Origin of the sequence: Modicisalibacter sp. 'Wilcox', assembly GCF_010993675.1 — a bacterium.
In the GTDB taxonomy this organism is placed as follows: Bacteria; Pseudomonadota; Gammaproteobacteria; order Pseudomonadales; family Halomonadaceae; genus Modicisalibacter; species Modicisalibacter tunisiensis.
In genome coordinates this window covers 210,499-230,123 of the sequence record NZ_WNXF01000001.1, presented here as the reverse complement: position 1 = coordinate 230,123, position 19,625 = coordinate 210,499, and the positions used below count along the sequence as shown (strand labels likewise).

Here is a 19,625-nt window from a genome sequence, read left to right as displayed (position 1 = left end):
CATCGATCGACAACAAACCAGAAATGAGGTGTCTTGCATGAAACGCCACGTACTTTCCGCCCTGTTCTCCGGGGCGCTGATGGGCGCCGCCGCGCTGTCCACGCCGGCCCAGGCGCAGCAGAACTTCATCACCATCGGTACCGGCGGCCAGACCGGTGTCTACTATGTGGTCGGTCAGTCGATCTGCCGCATGGTCAATCGCGTCGACGACGCCAACATCAAGTGCAACGCGCCGTCCACCGGCGGCTCCGTGGCCAACATCAACGGCATCATCTCCGGCGAGCTCGACATGGGCGTCGCCCAGTCCGACGTGGCCTATCGCGCCTACAACGGCGAGGGCACCTTCGACAAGCCGTTCAAGGACCTGCGTTCCGTGTTCTCCATGCACGGCGAGCCGCTGACCCTGGTGGCCCGCGCCGACTCCGGCATCAAGACGCTCGATGACCTCAAGGGCAAGCGGGTCAACATCGGCAACCCGGGGTCCGGCCAGCGGGCCACCATGGAAGTGCTGATGGATGCCAAGGGCTGGGATTCCAGCGTCTACTCGCTGGCGTCCGAGCTGACCGCCCCCGAGCAGGCGTCCGCCCTGGCCGACAACAACATCGACGCCATGGTCTACGTGGTCGGCCATCCCAACGGGTCCATCCAGGAAGCCACTACCACGGTCGACGCCAAGCTGATCCCGCTGACCGGCGACGCCGTCGACTCCCTGGTCAAGAAGTATCCGTACTACTCCAAGGTCACCATCCCCGGCGGCCTTTACAAGGGCAACCCGGATGACGTCCAGACCTTCGGCGTGAAGGCGACCGTGGTCACCGATGCCAATACCGATCCGGACGTGGTCTACCAGACCGTCAAGGCCGTGTTCGAGAACTTCGATCGCTTCAAGAAGCTGCATCCGGCCTTCGCCAACCTCAAGCCCGAGGAAATGATCAAGGACGGCCTGACCGCACCGCTGCATGAAGGCGCGGCTCGCTACTACAAGGAGCGCGGCTGGATCGACTGAGTCGACGGCCTCTCCGCCTGACTGGATGCGCGGCTGCCTTCGGGTGGTCGCGCATCGTTGGTTCTCGGCGTCGTCGAAATGCGCTCGGCGGCGCCTACACTGAAGATACGCGTCACAAGCCGATGATCGTTGGCGACAACCTGCCGGTCGTCCCGGTCGCAGACACAGGGCATAGCTATGGCTGAAGACAACAAGTCGTCACCTGCCAGTTCCCAGGAGCTCGAGGATCTGGTCGCTTCCAGCGACACCGGATCCCGCAAGCTCAGGGGGACGCCTCACAAGATTCTGCTGGGGGTGGCGGCCCTCTGGTCGCTGTTCCAGCTGTGGATTGCCTCGCCGCTCCCCTTCATGCTCAAGTTCGGCGTGTTCAGCGCCACCGAGGCGCGCTCGATTCACCTGGCGTTCGCCATGTTTCTCGCCTTCCTGGCCTACCCGGCGCTCAAGCGCTCGCCGCGCGACCGGGTGCCGCTGACCGACTGGGCCATGGCGCTGCTGGGCGCCGGCGCGGCGGCCTACCTGTATTTCTTCTATGCCCAGCTGGCCCAGCGGCCCGGCAACCCGATCCCGCAGGACGTGGTGGTCGCCGTGGTGGGCATGCTGCTGCTGCTGGAAGCCACGCGCCGGGCACTCGGTCCGCCGCTGATGATCGTGGCGATCGTGTTCCTGGTCTATTCGCTGGCCGGCCCGTACATGCCGGGCATGCTGGCTCATCGCGGGGTGAGCTTCGAGGGCCTGGCCAACCACCAGTGGCTGACCACCCAGGGGGTGTTCGGCATCGCGCTGGGGGTGTCCACCAGTTTCGTCTTCCTGTTCGTGCTGTTCGGCGCCCTGCTCGAGAAGGCCGGGGCGGGCAACTACTTCATCAAGGTCGCGTTCTCGCTGCTCGGTCACTATCGCGGCGGCCCGGCCAAGGCCGCCGTGGTCGCCTCGGGCATGACCGGGCTGATCTCCGGCTCGTCGATCGCCAACGTGGTGACCACCGGCACCTTCACCGTGCCGATGATGAAGCGGGTCGGTTTCTCCGCCGAAAAGGCCGGGGCGGTCGAGGTGGCGTCCTCGGTCAACGGCCAGATCATGCCGCCGGTGATGGGGGCGGCCGCCTTCCTGATGGTCGAGTATGTCGGCATCTCCTATGTGGAGGTGATCAAGCATGCCTTCCTGCCGGCGCTGATTTCCTACATCGCGCTGATCTACATCGTCCACCTCGAGGCGATGAAGGCCGGCATGAAGGGCCTGGAGAGCAGCAATCCGGTCAAGCCGCTGCTCAACAAGGTGATCGGCTTCCTGGGGGGGCTGATCGCGCTGATGGCGCTGTCGTTCGCCGTCTACTACGGGCTGGGCTGGCTCAAGCCGGTGCTCGGCGAGTCGACCCCCTGGGTGGTTGCGGTGGCGCTGGTGGCTGTCTACGTGGGGCTGCTCAAGGTCAGTTCGTACTATCCCGAGCTCGAGGAGGATGACCCCAACGAGGAGGTCGTCACGCTGCCGCAGACCCGGCCCACGGTCATGGTCGGCCTGCATTACATCCTGCCGGTGATCGTGCTGGTGTGGTGCTTGATGGTGGAGCGCCTGTCGCCGGGGCTGTCGGCCTTCTGGGCGACCATGTTCATGATCTTCATCATCGTCACCCAGCGGCCGCTGATCGCGCTGTTCCGCGGGCGCAGCCGGATGGCCGCGGACATCCGCGAAGGCTTCCTCGATCTGTGGGGCGGCCTGGTCGACGGGGCGCGCAACATGATCGGCATCGGCATCGCCACGGCGACGGCGGGGATCATCGTCGGCGCCGTGGCCCAGACCGGGGTCGGCCTGGTGCTCGCCGACCTGGTCGAGACGCTGTCGATGGGCAACCTGCTGCTGATGCTGATGCTCACCGCGGTGCTCAGCCTGATCCTCGGTATGGGGCTGCCGACCACCGCCAACTACATCGTGGTCTCGGCGCTGCTGGCGCCGGTGATCGTCTCGCTGGGCCAGCAGAACGGCCTGCTGGTGCCGCTGATCGCCGTGCACCTGTTCGTGTTCTACTTCGGCATCATGGCCGACGTCACGCCGCCGGTGGGACTGGCCTCGTTCGCCGCGGCGGCGGTGTCGGGTGGCGATCCGATACGCACCGGCTTTCAGGCGTTCTACTACAGCCTGCGCACGGCGGCGCTGCCGTTCCTGTTCATCTTCAACACCGATCTGCTGCTGATCGACGTCGATCTCTGGCACGGCCTGCTGATCTTCGTGGTGGCGACGGTGGCGATGCTGATCTTCGCCGCGGCGACCCAGGGCTTCTTGCTGGTCAGGAGCCGCTGGTACGAGAGCCTGCTGCTGCTGCTGGTGGCCTTCACGCTGTTCCGCCCCGGGTTCTGGATGGACATGATTCACGATCCCTACCGGGATGTGCCGCCGGCCCAGTTCGAGCAGGCCCTGGGCAGCCTGGGCAAGGGCGACAACCTGCGCGTCAAGGTCGCCGGGGTGGATGCCTACGGCAATCCCACCGAATTCTACGTGCAGATCCCGCGCCCGGACGGTGCCACCGGGGCCGAACGGATGGACAACCTCGGTCTGCAGCTGATGCAGGATGACGGCAAGACGGTCGTCGACATGACCACCTTCGGCAGCGAGGCCGAGGAGCTGGGCTTCGAGTTCGACCAGCAGATCCTGTCCGTCAAGGCACCCGAGGAGCGCTGGGCCAAGGAGTGGATGTGGATTCCGGGGCTGGCCGTCTTCGCCCTGGTGGTATTGTTGCAGCGTCGTCGCCGGCAGGCATCGTCCACCCCGGCGCCCGCGGTGTAGGAGAAACGCCATGTACCGCAAGATCGTGTTGCCCGTCGACCTCAACGAACCGGCCTCCTGGGAGCGGGCGCTGCCCACGGCGCTCGCCCTGTGCCGGACCTTCGAGGCCAGCCTGCATATCGTCACCGTGCTGCCCGACTACCACATGCCGCTGGTGGGCAGCTTCTTCCCGGAGGACTTCGGCGAGAAGGCCCGCCAGGCGCTGTCCGAGGCGCAGCACCGCTTCGTCGCCGAGCATGTGCCCGACGAGATCGAGACCCAGTGCATCATTGCCGAGGGTTCGCCCTATGCGGGCATCGTCGAGAGTGCCAGCGCCATCGGTGCGGACCTGATCGTCATGGCGTCGCACACCCGGCGCAACCTCGCGGAACGCCTGCTCGGCCCCAATGCCGAGCATGTCGTCCACCGTGCCGACATGTCGGTGATGGTGGTGCGCTGATCGGGTGATCCAGCCGGCGGGGCGGGCTGCGGGCCGTCCCGCCCGATTCGCCGTTGCGCGTTCGCCGCGGCGGCCACGGTGCCACCGGCCCGGCCGGTGGCGTCATTCTGTCGCGTCGTCGTACGGGAGTCGTCATGCACGCAGCCAAGGCCTCGCCGCGCCTTTCCGGCCTGTACCGTTACCCGATAAAATCCACCGCCGGGCGTTCGCTGGAGCGTGCCACGGTCGGCGAGGAGGGCCTGCTGGGGGATCGCCGCTACATGCTGGTGCGCCCCGACGGCACCTTTCTCACGGCACGCACGCATCCCCGGCTGCAGTGCATCGTCGCCGAGCCGTCGCCCGAGGGACTGTCGATCTGGCATCCCGATGCCGGGCGCATCGAGGCCGTGACGCGGCGCTTCGCCGCCCGGCCGTTCGAGACGGCGGTGTGGGGGGATCACTTCGCGGCCCTGACCACCGAACCGGCCCTGGATCGCTGGTTCTCCGACCTGCTGGGGGAGCCGGCGCGGCTCTTGTGGCTGGGCGAGGTCTCGTCGCGCTACCGGCCGGGGCTGGGCAAGCGGGTCAGCTTTGCCGACGGCTACCCGCTGATGGTGATTGGCGAGGCCTCGCTGACGGCGCTCAACGCGCGTCTCGAGCGGCCGCAGCGCATGGCCCAGTTTCGCCCCAACCTGGTGGTGACGGGCACCGCACCGCATGCCGAGGACGGCTGGCGGCGCCTGCGCATCGGCGAGGTCGAGTTTCTCGTCGACACGCCCTGTTCCCGCTGCGTCATGACCACCGTCGATCCGGCCACGGGACGCTTCCAGCCGGATCGCGAGCCGCTGCGAACGCTGGCACGCTACCGCCGCGGGCCGGACGGCAAGGTGCTGTTCGGCCAGAACCTGGTCGCGCTGAACGCCGGCGAGCTGCACCTCGGTGCGCCGGTCGAGATTCTGGAAACCCGGCCGGCCGTTCCCTGACGCCGACCTCATCATTCATCCGTGGGCATGCAGACAGGATGTGGCCGCCCAGACACTGCCGGAGCCGAGGCTCCTTTCTTGCTGACAACGAGGCCCATCATGCGTCAAGTCCTGTTCCTGCTGCTGACCCTGCTGCTGCCGTGCACCGCCGCCCAGGCCGGCTCCGAGCTGCCGAGCCCGCAGGGGCGCGTGATCCTGACCGTGACCGGCGACATCACGCGCACCAACGCCGGTGACGAGGCCCGCTTCGATGCCGCCATGCTGCGGAATCTGGGGATGCACGCGGTCAGGACTCACACCCCCTGGACCGAGGGGGTCTCGCGCTTCGAGGGGCCGCTGGGCCGGGATCTGCTGGCGGCGGTCGGCGCCCGCGGCCGGCAGCTGCGGGTCAAGGCGCTCAACGACTTCGTCGCCGAGATTCCGGTCAGCGACTTCGAGGACAACGACGTGCTGCTGGCCATGCGCCGGGACGGCAAGCCGATGTCGGTACGCAACTTCGGGCCGCTGTTCGTGCTCTACCCGTTCGACGATCATCCCGAGCTGCAGACCGAGAAGATCCGCTTTCGCAGCGCCTGGCAGGTGGCCACCATCGAGGTGGAGTGAGTGACGCCGGCCGGCGCGGCGCGCCGGCCGCTTGCCGATTCCGGAGGTTCGCGTGCAGTATCCCCTGCGTCTCAAGCTGGGCGTCGTGGCGGCGGTGTGCTTCTTCGTCGGTGCCATCGGCGTGGTCAGCCTGATCTTCTGGCGCCAGGGCAGCCTGGTGCCGACGATCGGCAACGACGCCGCCTGGATCGCCTACAAGCTTGACCGCGATACCGTCGAGCTGCGCAGCCAGGTGCTGCAAGGTCGGGCGGACAGCCCGGCGGACCTGGACGAGCTGCGGCTGTCCTTCGACCTGCTCTACAGCCGTTCGCGGCTGCTCGTCGACGGGCAGATCGCCGAGCTGATTCGCTCGATTCCGGCGGTGAAGGGGCGCATCGACCCGATACTCGCGCAGGTGGCCGCCATCGATGACACCCTGCGCGGGCTGCAGCGGCTGACACCGGCGATTCTCGAGCAGCTGCAGGGGCGCTTCCAGGTCCTGGGCAGCGATACCCAGCGGCTGATCATGGCGATCAACGAGCATTTCGCGCAGACCAAGACGCGGGCGCGGGAAACCATGTTCCAGCTCTATGCCCTGCTGCTGGCGCTGATCGTGCTGATGAGCCTGGCCACGCTGGTGGTGGTGCGCTTTCTGTTCCAGGAAGCGCGGGACAACGATGCCTCCCGCCGGCGGCTGGAGAAGCTGAGCCGGGAACTCGAGGTGACGGCGGCGCGCGCCGAGTCGGCGAGTCGCGCCAAGTCGGACTTTCTGGCCGTGGTCAGCCACGAGATCCGCACGCCGCTCAACGGCGTGATCGGCATGAGTGCGCTGCTGCTGGATCGCCTGCAGGAGCCGCGTTCCCGCCACTATGCGCGGACCATTCACGAGAGCGCCGAGATCCTGCTCAGCCTGATCAACGACATTCTCGACTTCTCGAAGATCGAGGCCGGGCACCTGGAACTGGAGGTCGGGCCCTTTCACCTGGGGGGCTGCATCGACAGCGTGATGCGGCTGTTCGCCCCGCGCACCGACGGCTCGGCGGTCACCCTGGTGCGCCATCTCGACCCGGTGCTGCCCGAGTACCTGCGCGGCGACGTGGGGCGCCTGCGCCAGATCCTGCTCAACCTGCTCTCCAATGCCCTCAAGTTCACCGAGGCCGGCCGCGTGACGCTGACGGTCACGTCCGTGGCGGCCGGCCGGGTGCGCTTCGAGGTCAGCGATACCGGATGCGGGATCCCCGCCGATCGTCAGGCCGCCCTGTTCGAGCCCTTTCGTCAGGCGGACGCCTCGACGGCGCGGCGCTTCGGCGGCTCCGGCCTGGGGCTGGCGATCTGCAGGCGGCTGGCCAGTGCCATGGGTGGCGAGATCGATTTCGCCAGTCGTGAAGGCGAGGGCAGCCGCTTCTGGGTCGAGTTGCCGCTGCCGGCTGCCGACGCGGCCTCCCTGCCGCCGCCGTCCCATGCCCGGTTCCCCGATGCCGAGCGGGCCCGGCTCGCCGGGCGGGTGCTGGTGGCGGAGGACAATCCGGTCAATCGCCAGGTGGCGATCGCCATGCTCGAACGCTTCGGCCTCGAGGTGTCGACGGTCGAGGATGGCCGGGCCGCCGTGGCGCGAGCCCGCGAGGAGGCCTTCGACCTGATCTTCATGGACATGCAGATGCCCGGCATGGACGGTATCGCCGCGACCCGGGCGATTCGCGAGCAGGGCGGTGCGCCCGGCGAGGTGCCGATCGTCGCCATGACGGCGGGGGTGCTGGAGGGCGAGAAGTCGCGTGCCCTGGCGGCGGGCATGAACGGCTACCTGACCAAGCCGGTGTTGCCGGAGTCCCTCGAGCGTCTGCTGCATCACTACCTTGGAGGGGGGGGTGAGATGTCGGGAGCGTTCCCGCCGCCCCCGGACACCTCGCGGGAGTCGCCGCTGGTCGATGGCGGTGTCCTCGGCGAGCTGCGTGACTCGCTGGGACGGGACACCCTCGCGGAGCTGATCGCGCTGTTCCGCGACCAGACCCCGGAGCGCCTGTCCCGGCTGGAGGCCGCCCGGGCGAACTCGGACGGCGCGGCGCTCGCCCATCAGGCGCATCTGCTCAAGGGCGAGGCTGCCGGGCTCGGCCTCTATCGCGTCGCGGCGCTGGCCGGCGAGCTGGAGATCCAGGTCGCGCGGCTGACCCCCTCGGCCCGCGAGACGCGGCTGCTGGCGATCCGTCGGGCCCTGGAGGAGACGCTGGAAGCCCTGCCGGCCGGTGTCGAGTGAGCGGCGGCGTCAGCGTCAGAGAAAGCGCGTGTCGCGATCGTCGCTGCCGAGCTGGGTGATCTCGCGAGGGCGCCCCTCGGCGTCGAGGCGCACATGGCCGATGCCCGCGCCGTTCCACAGCCGCTCACCGGCCCGGGCGCGTTCCGGCACCAGCGGGCGGACATGCATGCCTCGGCGCTGGGTGAAGAGGTTGAGCGGCGACCAGGGCGCGTAGAGCCAGCGGTTGAGGCGGTCGAAGGCGTCGAGCAGGGTGTCGGGAAAGGTATTCTTCAGCCCGCTGCTGGTAACCTGCCAGATGCGCGGGCCGCGTCGGCGATGGCGCAGGCGGATCTCGTAGGCGAAGGAGTAGTGCACGTCGCCGGAGAGGATCATGTAATGCCCCGGGGTGCGCGAGTGACGGAAGATGTTGAGCATCACGCTGGCGGCGCCGCGGTGCGCCATCCAGTTCTCGGCATCCACCAGCAACGGCTTGCCCGCCCAGGTGAAGAGGCGCTGGACGCCCTCGATCAGCTTGACGCCGAAGATCGGCGCCGGCGAGACCACGATCACGCTGGGCTCGTCGAGCAGCGTCTGCTGGAAGTCGCTGAGCGCTTCCCAGTCCATCAGTCCCGACGGGCGGTGCCGGGCGCGTTCGCTGCGCCAGCGTCGCGTACGGGTATCCAGCACCACCACGCGCGGCGTGGTGGGCAGGGTGTAGTCCCAGCCCTCGAAGCGCAGCAGCTCGCGGATCAGTCCGTCCTGTCGTGTGGCCGGCAGCTCGCCGTCGACGGCGGCGTCGAGCAGCTCGGCGAGCGCGTCGAGCGGCGCCTCGAGCCGCCGCGGGGCGTTGCCCCAGCCCTGGCAGAGCAGGTAGCCGAGCAGGGCGTTGCCGATGATCCGCCGCGAGAAGGGGTGCCCGTAGGCGGTCTCCTCCCAGGCGGCGGTCAGGTTCCAGTCGTCGGTGATGTCGTGGTCGTCGAAGATCATCAGGGTGGGCAGCTGGGCCATGACCCGCGCCGCCTGCGGCAGCGTGGCGACGAAGTCGTCGATGGCCGCCGCCTCCCCGTCCCAGGTGGTTGCGTCCTCGGTACCCAGGGCCGGTTTCGATGCGGTGATCAACCGCCATGGCACCGGCGACCAGACCAGCAGGTACATGGCGATCACCTCGGCGAAGGTGATCAGGTGATTCGAGGCGTTGGCGGTGGTGAAGATGGGCTTGCGCGCACCGCCGAAGAAGCGTTCGCGCAGGGCCTCGCTGGACTCGAACTCGGGCAGCAGGTGTTCGCGATGGTAATAGGTGGCCGGATGGGCGAGCAGCTCGGCGCTGTCGCCGACCACCGCCCCCTCGAGGCGCTCGCCGTAGAGCCCGAGGCGCCGGATCAGCGCGTGGATGGCGGCCAGCAGGGGGCCGGCGACGTCGTCGGCGTAGATCTGGTCGCCGGTCAGCATGAGCAGGGCCGGGCGGGCCTCGGGGGTGTCGCGGTGCACGGCGTACCAGTGATCGGCACGGGCCAGGCCGTCGGCCGCCGGATGATGGGGGCGCCGGCAGGAGCCGTGCAGCAGGTCGTCGCAACGCGAGCGCAGCACGAAGTCGGGGCGCGTCTGGCCGGGGTAGAGCAGGTGTGGCGCCCACGCGGCGATGCCATGCGACTCGCCATCGCCGGCCGGAATATGCAGGTCGTAGCCGATCGGCACGTCCTCGGGCAGGGCGTCTTCCAGGGTGACGTGAATCAGGTGCACCCAGGCGTGGCGGCCGACGCGCAGCCGGCGGCAGGCGTCATCGAGGGGCAGGCGGCGACTCTCGCCATCGCCCGGCGTCAGGGTCAGCTGCAGGTCGAGCGGCCGGGAGGCCACCAGCCACAGGGCCAGATTCGTCGGCTCGACCCGCCGCAGCAGCGGGCCGGCCAGTACCTCGGGCAACGAGGCGGCGGGGGTATCGGTCATCGGGCGAGCGGGTCCTGCCGGCGACGAAAGCGCCCAGCTTAGCGGGCCCGGCCGCGGCTGGCCATGGGCGTCTGCCGTTTACGCCTTCCGCGCGTCGGTCAGGCACTGGCGGACCTCGGCGTCGCTGGTCTGGTCGAAGTGCCGATACCACTGGCCGACCGAGGAAAATCCCTCGGGCGCGGCCAGGCACACCACGTCGTCGGCCTCGTCGCGCAGCAGCGCCAGGCTGTCGGGGGCGGCCACCGGCACGGCGACGATGCAGTGTCCGGCGCCGAGTCGGCGCAGCGCCTGGACGGCGGCACGCATGGTCGCGCCGGTAGCGATGCCGTCGTCGACCAGCACGACCGTGCCGGCGGCGAGGTCGGGGTAGGCGCGATCGCCGCGATAGGCCTGTTCGCGGCGGGCCAGCTCGGTGCGCTCGCGCTCGATGACGGTGTCGAGGGCACGCGAGCCGATCCTCAGCCGAGCGATCAGGTCATCGTCGACGACCGTGACCCCGCCGCTGGCGATGGCCCCCATGGCGAACTCCTCGTGGCCGGGCACGCCCAGCTTGCGCACGACCAGCACGTCGAGCGGCAGATCGAGCCGGCGGGCGATCTCGGCGGCGACCGGCACGCCGCCGCGCGGCAGCCCGAGCACCACCGCCGGCGCTGTCACTCGGCCCGCCAGATGCCCGGCAAGACGCGCACCGGCGTCGCGACGATCCTCAAAGGGCAGCTCGGTCATGGCAGGGTCCCCCCGTCAGCAGGCTCGGCTTGGCTGTCTTCAGCGTGGCCAGTCTTCCGGGCCGGGGTCAATGACCGGCGTCAACCGATCGTCGTGGGAGCGGGGTGCGAGGCCCGACAGCGCAGCGAGCGTTCCACCACCACCGCGCCCGGTCGGTAGTCGCCGCGTGCCGCGGCGATCGCGCGGGTCAGGGTCAGCTCGGCGATGCGGGCATGATCCTGCGGCAGCGAGTTGACCGGCCGTGGCAGGAAGTCCAGCAGCCGGGCATCGCCGAAGGTCGCCAGGCGCAGGGCGTCGGGCAGGCCGCCGCGGGCCAGCAGCACGTCCAGGGCGCCGTCGAGCAGGGTGTAGGAAGCCGTGACCAGGGCATCGGGCATGCCGTGCTCCGCCAGCAGCCGCTCCATCAGCAGGGCGCCATCGTGGCGGTCGTAGCGCGCCGCGCAGAGGACCCACGGTTCACCCCCGGCGGCCGCCACGGCCTGGCGGAACCCCTGCCGGCGTTCCCGGGTCATCGACAGCTCGTCCACCGCATCGAACCAGGCGATGCGGTGGACGCCGGCGTCCAGCACCGAGCGGCTCAGCGACTCGGCGGCGGCGACGTTGTTGCTCAGCACGCAGACGAAACGTGTCGGGTCCAGGGCGCGGTCGACGGCGATCACCGGCAGCCCGCCGGCCATCAGGTCGACGTAGAAGGGGTCATCCGCCGCCAGGCTGGTGGCGACGATCAGCGCCTGGCAGCGCTGGGCGCGCAGGGCGCGGGCCAGCTCGCGCTCGGTGGCCGGGTCGTCGTCGGAGCCGGCGATCAGCAGCTGGAAGCCCTGCTCGCGGGCGCCGCGCTCGAGGCGCTTGGCCAGCCGGGCGTAGCTGGCGTTCTCCAGGTCGGGGATGATCAGCCCCAGGGTATGGCTCTGGCCGCGGCGCAGGGCGGCGGCCTGGGCATCGACCCGGTACTGGTAGCGCTCGACGATGGCCATGACCCGTTCGACGGTGTCGCGGCTGATGCGGCGCTCCTCGGCCTTGCCGTTGATCACGTAGCTTGCGGTGGTGCGTGAGACGCCGGCCAGGCGGGCGATTTCGGCAAGAGTCATGGCCATCTCGTCGTCGTGGCTCCGGTTGGGATGAGGCGTCCATTCTACGGGAGTGGGGGTTTCCCGGCCCCCTGCCAAGGTCGTAGGGATGGACGCTTGATTAATCGGGTGGATCGTTTCAGCATTGCTCCCATGAACAAGGTGACACGATTCAGCGAGGCGGGACAAGTCGAATCCGCGACGGCCCTGTCCCGTGTCCGAGGGTGGCGCCGGGGCCATGGCTGCCGGCACCGCGAGGAGGCTTATCCATGTTGACGCTTCAAACCGACGATGTTGTGCTCGGCTGCCGGGCCGCCGACTGGCGCGACGCCCTCGACCAGGCGGCACGCTCGCTGGTCGAGGCCGGCCGGGCGACGCCCGACTACCGCGACGGCCTGCACGAGCGCGAGGCCCAGTCGTCGACCTACCTGGGCAACGCCATCGCCATCCCCCACGGTACCCCGGCGAGCCGCGATCAGGTGCTGACCACTGGCGTGCGCGTGCTGCAGTTTCCCGACGGGGTCGCGTGGCACGACGGCAACCGGGTGCACGTGCTGGTGACCATCGCCGCGCAGAGCGACGAGCACCTGGACATCCTGCGCGCGCTCACCCATGTACTCGACCGCGATGGTGTGGCCGAGCGACTGGCCTCGGCCACCAGCCGCGAGGCGGTGCTCGCCGAGCTGTCCAGAGCGCCGGTCAGCGCCCGCGTGGATGCCGACACGCTGTGCCTGAACTTCCCTGCCCGGGACCGCTTCGAGCTGGCCCTGGCCGGCGCGGCGCGGCTGCGTCAGGTCGGCTGTGTCGATGGCGATTTCGTCGCGTCGGTCGTCGAGCAGGAGCCGGTGGCGCTGGGCCAGGGCCTGTGGCTGGCCAGCAGCGATCGCGGCGTGCGCACGCCGGCGCTGTCGCTGGCCACGCCGGAGCAGGCCTTCACCGGGCCGCTGGGGCCGGTCAACGGCGTGTTCTGCCTGGCCGGACAGGGCGATGCGCATCGCGGCCTGCTGGAGCGCCTGGCCGGGCTGCTCGATGCCGGTGGCGGCGAGGCGCTGGCCGATGCCGATGCGGCGACCGTGCTGGCGCGGCTGGCCGGCGAGACGGCCAGCGCCGAAACCGTGCGGGTCCGGGTACTCAACGCCCACGGCCTGCACGCGCGCCCTGCCAAGCAGCTGGTCCAGGTGGCGCGCGCCCAGGCGCTGCCGGTCAAGGTACGCCTGCTCGAGGGTGCGGCCGAGTCGGTCTCGGCGGCGAGCCTGACCAAGGTGATCGGACTGGGTGCCCGGCGCGGTCAGACCCTGGTGTTGTCCGCCGAGGGCGCGGGTGCCGCCGAGGCCCTGGCCGAGGTCGCCGCGGCGGTCCGTGACGGGCTGGGCGAGAAGGTCGAGCCCTTCGAGGAGCGCCGCGGTGTCGATGACGTCGAGCAGGCGGGCGCCACGGTCGAACTCGAGCCGCTGCCGGCCGACACGCCCCATCCCGCGGTGGCCGCGTCGCCGGGGCTGGCCATCGCGCCGGCCTTCGTGATGCGCCTGCCGCGCTTCGACTATCCGGAACGGGCCCGCGACCTGCAGGGCGAGCGGGCTGGCGACGCCACCACCCAGCGCGGGCGTCTCGAGCGGGCGATGCACGAGGCCATCGAGCAGCTCGAGGCGCTGATTCGTCAGGCCAAGGGCGGCGAGGTGGCCGAGATCCTGTCGATGCACGAGGAGATGCTCGACGACCCGGAACTGCGCGAGGCCGCCCACGAGGGCATCGCCGATGGCCTGTCCGCCGAGGCGGCCTGGTGGCAGGCGGTGGACACGGCGGCGCGCGCCCAGGAGGTGCTCGCCGATCGCCTGCTCGCCGAGCGGGCGGCCGATCTGCGCGATGTCGGCCGTCGGGTGCTGGGCATTCTCTGCGGTGCCGAGATGCCGACGCCGCCCGACGCGCCCTACATCCTGGTCACCGAGGATGTCGGTCCCTCCGACGTGGCGCGACTCGACACCGGCAAGGTGCGCGGGCTGCTCACCGTGCGCGGCGGTGCCACCTCGCACAGCGCGATTCTCGCGCGGGCGCTGGGCATTCCCGCCGTGGTGGGCGCCGGCGAGCGGGTGATGACGCTGGCCGACGGCACCGAGCTGATCCTCGATGGCGAACGGGGCCGGGTGATTCCCGCGCCGTCCAACGAGCGTCGCGACCGCGCCGAGCTGCGCCTCAAGGAGCGCGAGATCCGCGAGCGCGAGGCGCATGCCCAGCGTTTCGAATCGGCGCTCACCCGGGACGGCCATCGCGTCGAGGTGGCGGCCAACCTGGGCAATACCGCCCACGCCGGCGACGCCGTCGAGCACGGCGCCGAGGGTGTCGGCCTGCTGCGTACCGAGTTCGTGTTCATGGCCCATGCCGAGGCGCCCGATCTCGAGACCCAGATCGGCGAGTACCGCCAGGCCATCGAGGCCCTCGACGGCCGCCCGCTGGTGGCCCGCACCCTGGACGTGGGCGGCGACAAGCCGCTGCCCTACTGGCCGCTTCCCCAGGAGGACAACCCCTTCCTCGGCCTGCGCGGCATTCGCCTGGCGCTGACCCGGCCCGAGATTCTCGAGACCCAGCTGCGCGCACTGCTCACCGCCGCCGGCGACAGGCCGCTGCGGATCATGTTCCCGATGGTCAAGGACATCGCCGAGTTCCGCGCCGCCCGCGCGATCTTCGAGCGCGTCCAGGCCGAAGTGGGGGCGAGCGACGTGCAGCTCGGCGTGATGATCGAGATCCCCTCCTGCGCGCTGCTGGCGCCGAGCCTGGCCGAGGAGGTCGATTTCTTCTCGATCGGCACCAACGACCTGACCCAGTACACCCTGGCGATCGACCGCGGCCACGCCGAACTCTCGGCGCAGTCCGACGGCCTGCACCCGGCGGTGCTGCGGCTGATCCAGATGACCGTCGACGCCGCCCATGCCAAGGGCAAGTGGGTCGGTGTGTGCGGCGAGCTGGGCAGCGATGCCCAGGCGATCCCGGTGCTGCTGGGGCTGGGCGTCGATGAACTGTCGGTGTCGATCCGTCAGGTGCCGATGGTCAAGGCCCGGCTGCGCGAGCTGAGCCTCGACGAGGCCCGTCGCCATGCCGAGGCCGCCCTGGCGCAGTCCACCGCCGAGGCGGTCCGCGAAGCGCTGGAGGCACTCTGATGGCCCGGATTCTCGCGATCAGTCTCAATCCCGCGCTGGACCTGGCGATCCGTCTGCCGCAACTGGCGCTGGGCCGGGTCAACCGCACCGAGTCCACGCACCTGGAGGCCGCCGGCAAGGGCGTCAACGTGGCGCGGGTGCTGGTGGCCCTGGGCCATGACGTCACGGTCTCGGGCTTCCTCGGTGCCGCCAACGACGGGGTCTTCGTGCGCGCCTTCGCCGACCTGGGCGTGGAAGACGCCTGCCGGCGGGTGGCCGGCGAGACCCGCATCAATGCCAAGGTCGCCGAGCACGACGGGCGCGTCACCGACATCAACGGCCCCGGCCTGGCGGTGGACGCCGGCGCGCTCGAGGCGCTGCGCGACGACCTCGACGCCCGCGCCGGCGACTCGTCGCGTCGCCCGGACGCCGTGGTGATCGCCGGCAGCCTGCCGCCGGGGGTCGAGGCCACCGACCTGGTGGCGCTGGTCACCCGGCTGGGCGAGCGGGGCATCCCGGTATGGGTGGACACCAGCGGCCCCGCGCTCACCGCGGCGATCGACGCCGGGCCGACCGCGGTCAAGCCCAACGAGCAGGAGCTGGCCGACTGGGCCGGTGAATCGCTGGACGGCGGGGCTCCGCGCCTCCAGGCCGTGCGCCGGCTGCATGCCGCCGGTGTCGCCGAGGCACTGATCTCCGCCGGCCGGGACGGGGTGCTGTGGGCCAGCCGCCGCGGCGAATGGCTGGCCCTGCCGCCGACGGTCGCGGTGACCAGCACCGTGGGCGCGGGGGACACCCTGGTCGCCGGCATGCTCCACGGGGTGCTGAGCGGCCATCCGCCCGAGCAGGTACTGCGTTTCGCCACGGCGCTGTCCGCGGAAGCCGTGCGCCATGTCGGCGTGGGTGACCCGCACGCCGACGACTTCAACGATCTCCAACGACAAACACGCGTGCAGCGCCTTGACGACGGCGAACGGCACGCAGGGGGAGTCCACGCATGAACGTGATTCTGATTACCGCCTGCCCCAGCGGCATGGCGACGACCTTCCTGGCGGCGCGCCGGCTGGAGCAGGCGGCCCTCCGCCGAGGCTGGCACGCGACGGTGGAGATGCACGGCGAACTGGCGCCGGTCACGCCGGTCTCCGCCGAGGCCATCGACGCCGCCGAGCTGATCATCGTCGCCGCCGATCGGGTGCCCGATCCCGAGCGCTTCCGCGGCAAGCCGCTGTTCCAGGCGCCGATCAATCAGGCGCTACCCGACCCGGGCGACTTTCTCGAACGGGCCGCCCGCGAGGCGACGCCCTTCACCCCCGCCGCCCCCGACGCGGCCGCCGCGGCCGATGACGGGGCGGGGCGGCGCATCGTCGCCGTCACCGCCTGCCCGACCGGGGTGGCGCATACCTTCATGGCCGCCGAGGCGCTGGCCGAGGCAGGGCGGGCCCTGGGTCACGCGATCCGCGTCGAGACCCAGGGCTCGGTGGGCGCCCAGGACGCGCTGACCGACGCGGAGATTCGCGACGCCGACGTGGTGATCCTGGCCTGCGACATCGAGGTCGATCCCAGCCGCTTTGCCGGCAAGCGCGTGTGGCGCACCTCCACCGGCAATGCCCTGAAGAAGCCCAAGGAGACCATCACGGCGGCGCTGGACAATGCCGCCGTGGAAAGCGCCACCCAGGCCGCGGCCGGCGACGGCGGCGAGGCGAAGAAGAGCGTCAAGGAGAAGGGCGTCTACAAGCACCTGCTCACCGGGGTGTCGTTCATGCTGCCCATGGTGGTGGCGGGGGGCCTGTGCATCGCGCTGTCGTTCGTGTTCGGCATCAAGGCCTTCGAGCAGGACGGCACCCTGGCCGCGGCACTGATGCAGATCGGCGGCGGCAGCGCCTTCAAGCTGATGGTGCCGGTGCTGGCCGGCTACATCGCCTACTCGATCGCCGACCGGCCCGGCATCGCCCCGGGGATGATCGGCGGCTGGCTGGCCTCCACGCTGGGTGCCGGCTTCATCGGCGGCATCCTCGCCGGCTTCCTGGCGGGCTATTCGGCGAAGGCCGTGACCCGCTACGTCAAGCTGCCGGCGAGCATCGAGTCGCTCAAGCCGATCCTGATCATCCCGCTGCTGGCGAGTCTGTTCACCGGGCTGGTGATGATCTATGTGGTGGGCACGCCGGTGGCGGCCGTGCTCGACGGCCTGACCGGCTTCCTCAACAACATGGGCTCGGCCAACGCCGTGCTGCTCGGCACGCTGCTCGGTGCCATGATGTGCTTCGACATGGGCGGGCCGGTCAACAAGGCGGCCTACACCTTCGGCGTCGGGCTGCTGGCCTCCGAGACCTATGCGCCGATGGCGGCGATCATGGCCGCCGGCATGGTGCCGGCGATCGGCATGGGCATCGCCAGCTTCGTCGCCCGCCAGAAGTTTTCCGAGCCGGAACGCGAGGCGGGCAAGGCCTCCTTCGTGCTGGGGCTGTGCTTCATCACCGAGGGGGCGATCCCCTTCGCCGCCAAGGATCCGCTGCGGGTGATTCCCGCCTGCATGGTCGGCGGCGCGGTGACAGGGGCGCTGTCCATGCTCTTCGGCGCCAAGCTGATGGCCCCCCACGGCGGTATCTTCGTGCTGCTGATCCCCAATGCCATCAGCCCGGTGCTGCCCTACCTGCTGGCGATCGTCGCCGGCTCGCTGGTCACCGGCCTGGGCTATGCGGCGATCAAGCGCCACAGCGAGGCGGTGGCGGTCGCCGAGGCGGCCTGACAGCCCCGCCTGTCCGGTCCGGCGGCAGGCCGGCGCAGCACGCGCCGGCCTGCCGCCGGTTTTCTTTTTGCGGTCCTTCTCTCGCACCCTGACGTCATCGGTGTGGCCGGGGTGACATTGCCAGGCATCCGTTAGCCGCGTAAATTTTCCCGACACACGCATTCGTTTCGGGAGTTCGCATGGCGTCACCTCGGCTGTTCACGCCCCTCACGCTCGGCGGGCTGTCGCTGCCCAACCGCATCGTCATCGCCCCCATGTGTCAGTACTCCGCCGATGGCGAAGGCAGCATGACCGACTGGCACACCATCCACCTCGGCCAGCTGGCGCTGTCCGGCGCCGGCCTGCTGATCATCGAGGCCACGGCGGTCTCGCCGGAGGGGCGCATCAGCCCCTGGGACCACGGCCTCTACAGCGACGCCAACGAACGGGCGCTGGCCCGGACCCTGGCGGCGGTGCGGGCGCATTCGGCGATGCCGATCGGCATCCAGCTCTGCCACGCCGGGCGCAAGGCGTCGTCCCGGGTGCCCTGGGAGGGCGGTGGCCAGTTGCCGCTGGAGGAGGGCGGCTGGGACACACTGGCGCCTTCCGCCGTGCCCTACTCGCCGGGCCAGCGCGAGCCGCGGGCGATGACCACGGCGCAGATCGAGCAGCTCAAGGCGGACTTCGTGGCCTCGGCCGAGCGTGCCGCCCGGCTGGGGCTCGATCTGATCGAGCTGCACGCCGCGCATGGCTATCTGCTGCACGAGTTCCTGTCGCCGCTCAGCAACCGGCGCGACGATGCCTACGGCGGCAGCCTGGAGAATCGCATGCGCCTGCTGCTGGAGGTGTTCGACGCCGTGCGCGAGGTCTTCCCCGCCGACAAGCCGGTGGGCGTGCGCATCTCCGGCAGCGACTGGGTCGAGGGCGGCTGGGATCTCGAGCAGAGCGTGGTGCTGGCTCGTGCCCTGGAAGCGCGCGGCTGCAGCTTCCTGCACTGTTCGGGAGGCGGGTTGTCGCCGGATCAGCGTCTCGACCTTGGCCCCAACTACCAGGTGCCGTTCGCCCGGCGCATCAAGGCCGAGACGACGATGCCGGTGATCGCGGTGGGGCTGATCACCGAGCCCGAGCAGGCCGAGGGGATCCTGGTTGGCGAGGAGGCGGACGCCGTGGCCCTGGCCCGGGGCATGCTCTACGACCCGCGCTGGCCCTGGCACGCGGCGGCCCGGCTGGGGGCGAGCGTGCATGCACCGAATCAGTACCTGCGCTGTCAGCCGCGCACCTTGAAGGGGCTGTTCGACTAGTTGTGATCGCTCGGCCGGGGCCGGCCATTCGCCAGTGGCCGGATCGGCAGCGGTGGTGTAGCTTTTGCATCCTTGAAACGGCGGGCCGTTACCCCGGCCCCCGTCACATCGGCTCCCTACCCGGGATGCCGGATGCAAAAGGAGATACACGATGTCGACTTCACCCGTCACCCTGATGGTGGCGCGCCGCGTGGCTCGCGGTCGCTACCGGGACTTCAACGCCTGGCTCAACGAGGGCCGTGACCTGGCTGCGGACTTTGCCGGCTACCTGGGCTCCGGCGTACTGGCGCCACCACCCGACGACAATGAGTATCAGATCGTCTTTCGCTTCGCCGATGAGGCGACGTTATCGACGTGGGAGCACTCCGCCTCGCGGCGCGCCTGGCTGGCCCGCGGTCGTGACCTGTTCGAGGCGCCCCAGGAGCTCCGGGCCACCGGCCTCGACAGCTGGTTCCGCGACGGCCGGGGTCAGACGCCGCCGCGCTGGAAGCAGGCCATCGCCATCTGGCTGGCGTTCTTCCCGGTCTCGCTGACTTTTCAATGGCTGCTCGGCGATGCGCTCGGCAGCCTGCCGCTGGTGCCGCGGGTGCTGGCCAGCACCCTGATGCTCACCCCGGTGATGGTGTTCGTGTTCATTCCGCTCTCGACGCGGTTGCTGGCGCCGTGGCTCAACGCCCCGCCCGCCGGTAACCGCCGCCTGCCGGCGTGGCGCCGGGCCCGGCGGGGTGTCTGAGGGG

Annotated in this window: 14 protein-coding genes; 11 read left to right on the top strand and 3 right to left on the bottom strand. The window is 70.2% G+C overall.

Features of this window, described 5'->3' with window-relative positions; translation table 11 throughout:
- The first annotated feature begins 37 nt into the window (after nucleotides 1-37).
- The 6 genes from G7A98_RS01000 (at nucleotide 38) to G7A98_RS00975 (ending at nucleotide 8,015) form a co-directional block, all read left to right on the top strand.
- Complete coding sequence (locus G7A98_RS01000) at nucleotides 38-1,006, top strand: TAXI family TRAP transporter solute-binding subunit (protein WP_163647618.1); 969 nt, start codon at nucleotides 38-40, stop codon at nucleotides 1,004-1,006.
- Nucleotides 1,007-1,183: 177 nt separating this feature from the next.
- The gene (locus tag G7A98_RS00995; protein ID WP_163647617.1) at nucleotides 1,184-3,781 is read left to right on the top strand and encodes a TRAP transporter permease; all 2,598 of its coding nucleotides are present in this window, start codon (nucleotides 1,184-1,186) and stop codon (nucleotides 3,779-3,781) included.
- Nucleotides 3,782-3,791: 10 nt separating this feature from the next.
- Nucleotides 3,792-4,220 carry a universal stress protein gene (locus G7A98_RS00990; RefSeq protein WP_163647616.1) on the top strand — a complete coding sequence of 143 codons (429 nt, stop codon included), beginning with the start codon at nucleotides 3,792-3,794 and terminating at the stop codon, nucleotides 4,218-4,220.
- Nucleotides 4,221-4,354: 134 nt separating this feature from the next.
- Complete coding sequence (locus tag G7A98_RS00985; RefSeq protein WP_163647615.1) at nucleotides 4,355-5,182, top strand: MOSC domain-containing protein; 828 nt, start codon at nucleotides 4,355-4,357, stop codon at nucleotides 5,180-5,182.
- A 99-nt stretch (nucleotides 5,183-5,281) separates the two neighbouring features.
- On the top strand, nucleotides 5,282-5,785 hold the full coding sequence (locus tag G7A98_RS00980; protein ID WP_163647614.1) for a molybdopterin-dependent oxidoreductase: 504 nt from the start codon (nucleotides 5,282-5,284) through the stop codon (nucleotides 5,783-5,785).
- A 52-nt stretch (nucleotides 5,786-5,837) separates the two neighbouring features.
- Nucleotides 5,838-8,015: an ATP-binding protein gene (locus G7A98_RS00975; protein ID WP_163647613.1), complete on the top strand. Its 2,178-nt coding sequence runs from the start codon at nucleotides 5,838-5,840 to the stop codon at nucleotides 8,013-8,015.
- 15 nt (nucleotides 8,016-8,030) lie between these two features.
- Here the strand turns inward: G7A98_RS00975 and G7A98_RS00970 are convergent, their stop codons facing one another.
- The 3 genes from G7A98_RS00970 to cra form a co-directional block, all read right to left on the bottom strand.
- Entirely contained in the window at nucleotides 8,031-9,938 is a 1,908-nt protein-coding gene (locus G7A98_RS00970; RefSeq protein ID WP_163647612.1) for an alkaline phosphatase family protein, read from the bottom strand.
- A 78-nt stretch (nucleotides 9,939-10,016) separates the two neighbouring features.
- Nucleotides 10,017-10,664: a phosphoribosyltransferase gene (locus tag G7A98_RS00965; RefSeq protein WP_163647611.1), complete on the bottom strand. Its 648-nt coding sequence runs from the start codon at nucleotides 10,662-10,664 to the stop codon at nucleotides 10,017-10,019.
- An 80-nt stretch (nucleotides 10,665-10,744) separates the two neighbouring features.
- On the bottom strand, nucleotides 10,745-11,752 hold the full coding sequence (gene cra / locus G7A98_RS00960) for a catabolite repressor/activator (protein ID WP_163647610.1): 1,008 nt from the start codon (nucleotides 11,750-11,752) through the stop codon (nucleotides 10,745-10,747).
- A 248-nt stretch (nucleotides 11,753-12,000) separates the two neighbouring features.
- On the opposite strand from cra, the gene ptsP reads away from it, so the two are divergent.
- The 5 genes from ptsP to G7A98_RS00935 all read left to right on the top strand — a co-directional run bounded on the left by ptsP (nucleotide 12,001) and on the right by G7A98_RS00935 (nucleotide 19,621).
- Complete coding sequence (gene ptsP, locus G7A98_RS00955; protein WP_163647609.1) at nucleotides 12,001-14,883, top strand: phosphoenolpyruvate--protein phosphotransferase; 2,883 nt, start codon at nucleotides 12,001-12,003, stop codon at nucleotides 14,881-14,883.
- The gene (pfkB, locus tag G7A98_RS00950) at nucleotides 14,883-15,863 is read left to right on the top strand and encodes a 1-phosphofructokinase (protein WP_163647608.1); all 981 of its coding nucleotides are present in this window, start codon (nucleotides 14,883-14,885) and stop codon (nucleotides 15,861-15,863) included. The genes ptsP and pfkB overlap by 1 nt, the downstream gene beginning before the upstream one ends.
- Nucleotides 15,860-17,608: a PTS fructose-like transporter subunit IIB gene (locus G7A98_RS00945; RefSeq protein ID WP_163647607.1), complete on the top strand. Its 1,749-nt coding sequence runs from the start codon at nucleotides 15,860-15,862 to the stop codon at nucleotides 17,606-17,608. Before pfkB ends, G7A98_RS00945 begins: the two co-directional genes overlap by 4 nt.
- Before the next feature lie 179 nt (nucleotides 17,609-17,787).
- Nucleotides 17,788-18,888: an NADH:flavin oxidoreductase/NADH oxidase gene (locus G7A98_RS00940; RefSeq protein WP_163647606.1), complete on the top strand. Its 1,101-nt coding sequence runs from the start codon at nucleotides 17,788-17,790 to the stop codon at nucleotides 18,886-18,888.
- A 151-nt stretch (nucleotides 18,889-19,039) separates the two neighbouring features.
- Nucleotides 19,040-19,621 (top strand): antibiotic biosynthesis monooxygenase, encoded by a 582-nt coding sequence (locus G7A98_RS00935; RefSeq protein ID WP_205596181.1) that lies wholly within the window; start codon nucleotides 19,040-19,042, stop codon nucleotides 19,619-19,621.
- The last annotated feature ends 4 nt before the right edge of the window (nucleotides 19,622-19,625 follow it).

Bases quoted from the DNA above. Each gene is read 5' to 3' on its own strand.
- G7A98_RS01000 (WP_163647618.1), top strand. From the start codon at position 38: ATGAAACGCCACGTACTTTCCGCCCTGTTCTCCGGGGCGCTGATGGGC.
- G7A98_RS00995 (WP_163647617.1), top strand. From the start codon at position 1,184: ATGGCTGAAGACAACAAGTCGTCACCTGCCAGTTCCCAGGAGCTCGAG.
- G7A98_RS00990 (WP_163647616.1), top strand. From the start codon at position 3,792: ATGTACCGCAAGATCGTGTTGCCCGTCGACCTCAACGAACCGGCCTCC.
- G7A98_RS00985 (WP_163647615.1), top strand. From the start codon at position 4,355: ATGCACGCAGCCAAGGCCTCGCCGCGCCTTTCCGGCCTGTACCGTTAC.
- G7A98_RS00980 (WP_163647614.1), top strand. From the start codon at position 5,282: ATGCGTCAAGTCCTGTTCCTGCTGCTGACCCTGCTGCTGCCGTGCACC.
- G7A98_RS00970 (WP_163647612.1), bottom strand. From the start codon at position 9,938: ATGACCGATACCCCCGCCGCCTCGTTGCCCGAGGTACTGGCCGGCCCG.
- G7A98_RS00965 (WP_163647611.1), bottom strand. From the start codon at position 10,664: ATGACCGAGCTGCCCTTTGAGGATCGTCGCGACGCCGGTGCGCGTCTT.
- cra (WP_163647610.1), bottom strand. From the start codon at position 11,752: ATGACTCTTGCCGAAATCGCCCGCCTGGCCGGCGTCTCACGCACCACC.
- ptsP (WP_163647609.1), top strand. From the start codon at position 12,001: ATGTTGACGCTTCAAACCGACGATGTTGTGCTCGGCTGCCGGGCCGCC.
- pfkB (WP_163647608.1), top strand. From the start codon at position 14,883: ATGGCCCGGATTCTCGCGATCAGTCTCAATCCCGCGCTGGACCTGGCG.
- G7A98_RS00945 (WP_163647607.1), top strand. From the start codon at position 15,860: ATGAACGTGATTCTGATTACCGCCTGCCCCAGCGGCATGGCGACGACC.
- G7A98_RS00940 (WP_163647606.1), top strand. From the start codon at position 17,788: ATGGCGTCACCTCGGCTGTTCACGCCCCTCACGCTCGGCGGGCTGTCG.
- G7A98_RS00935 (WP_205596181.1), top strand. From the start codon at position 19,040: ATGTCGACTTCACCCGTCACCCTGATGGTGGCGCGCCGCGTGGCTCGC.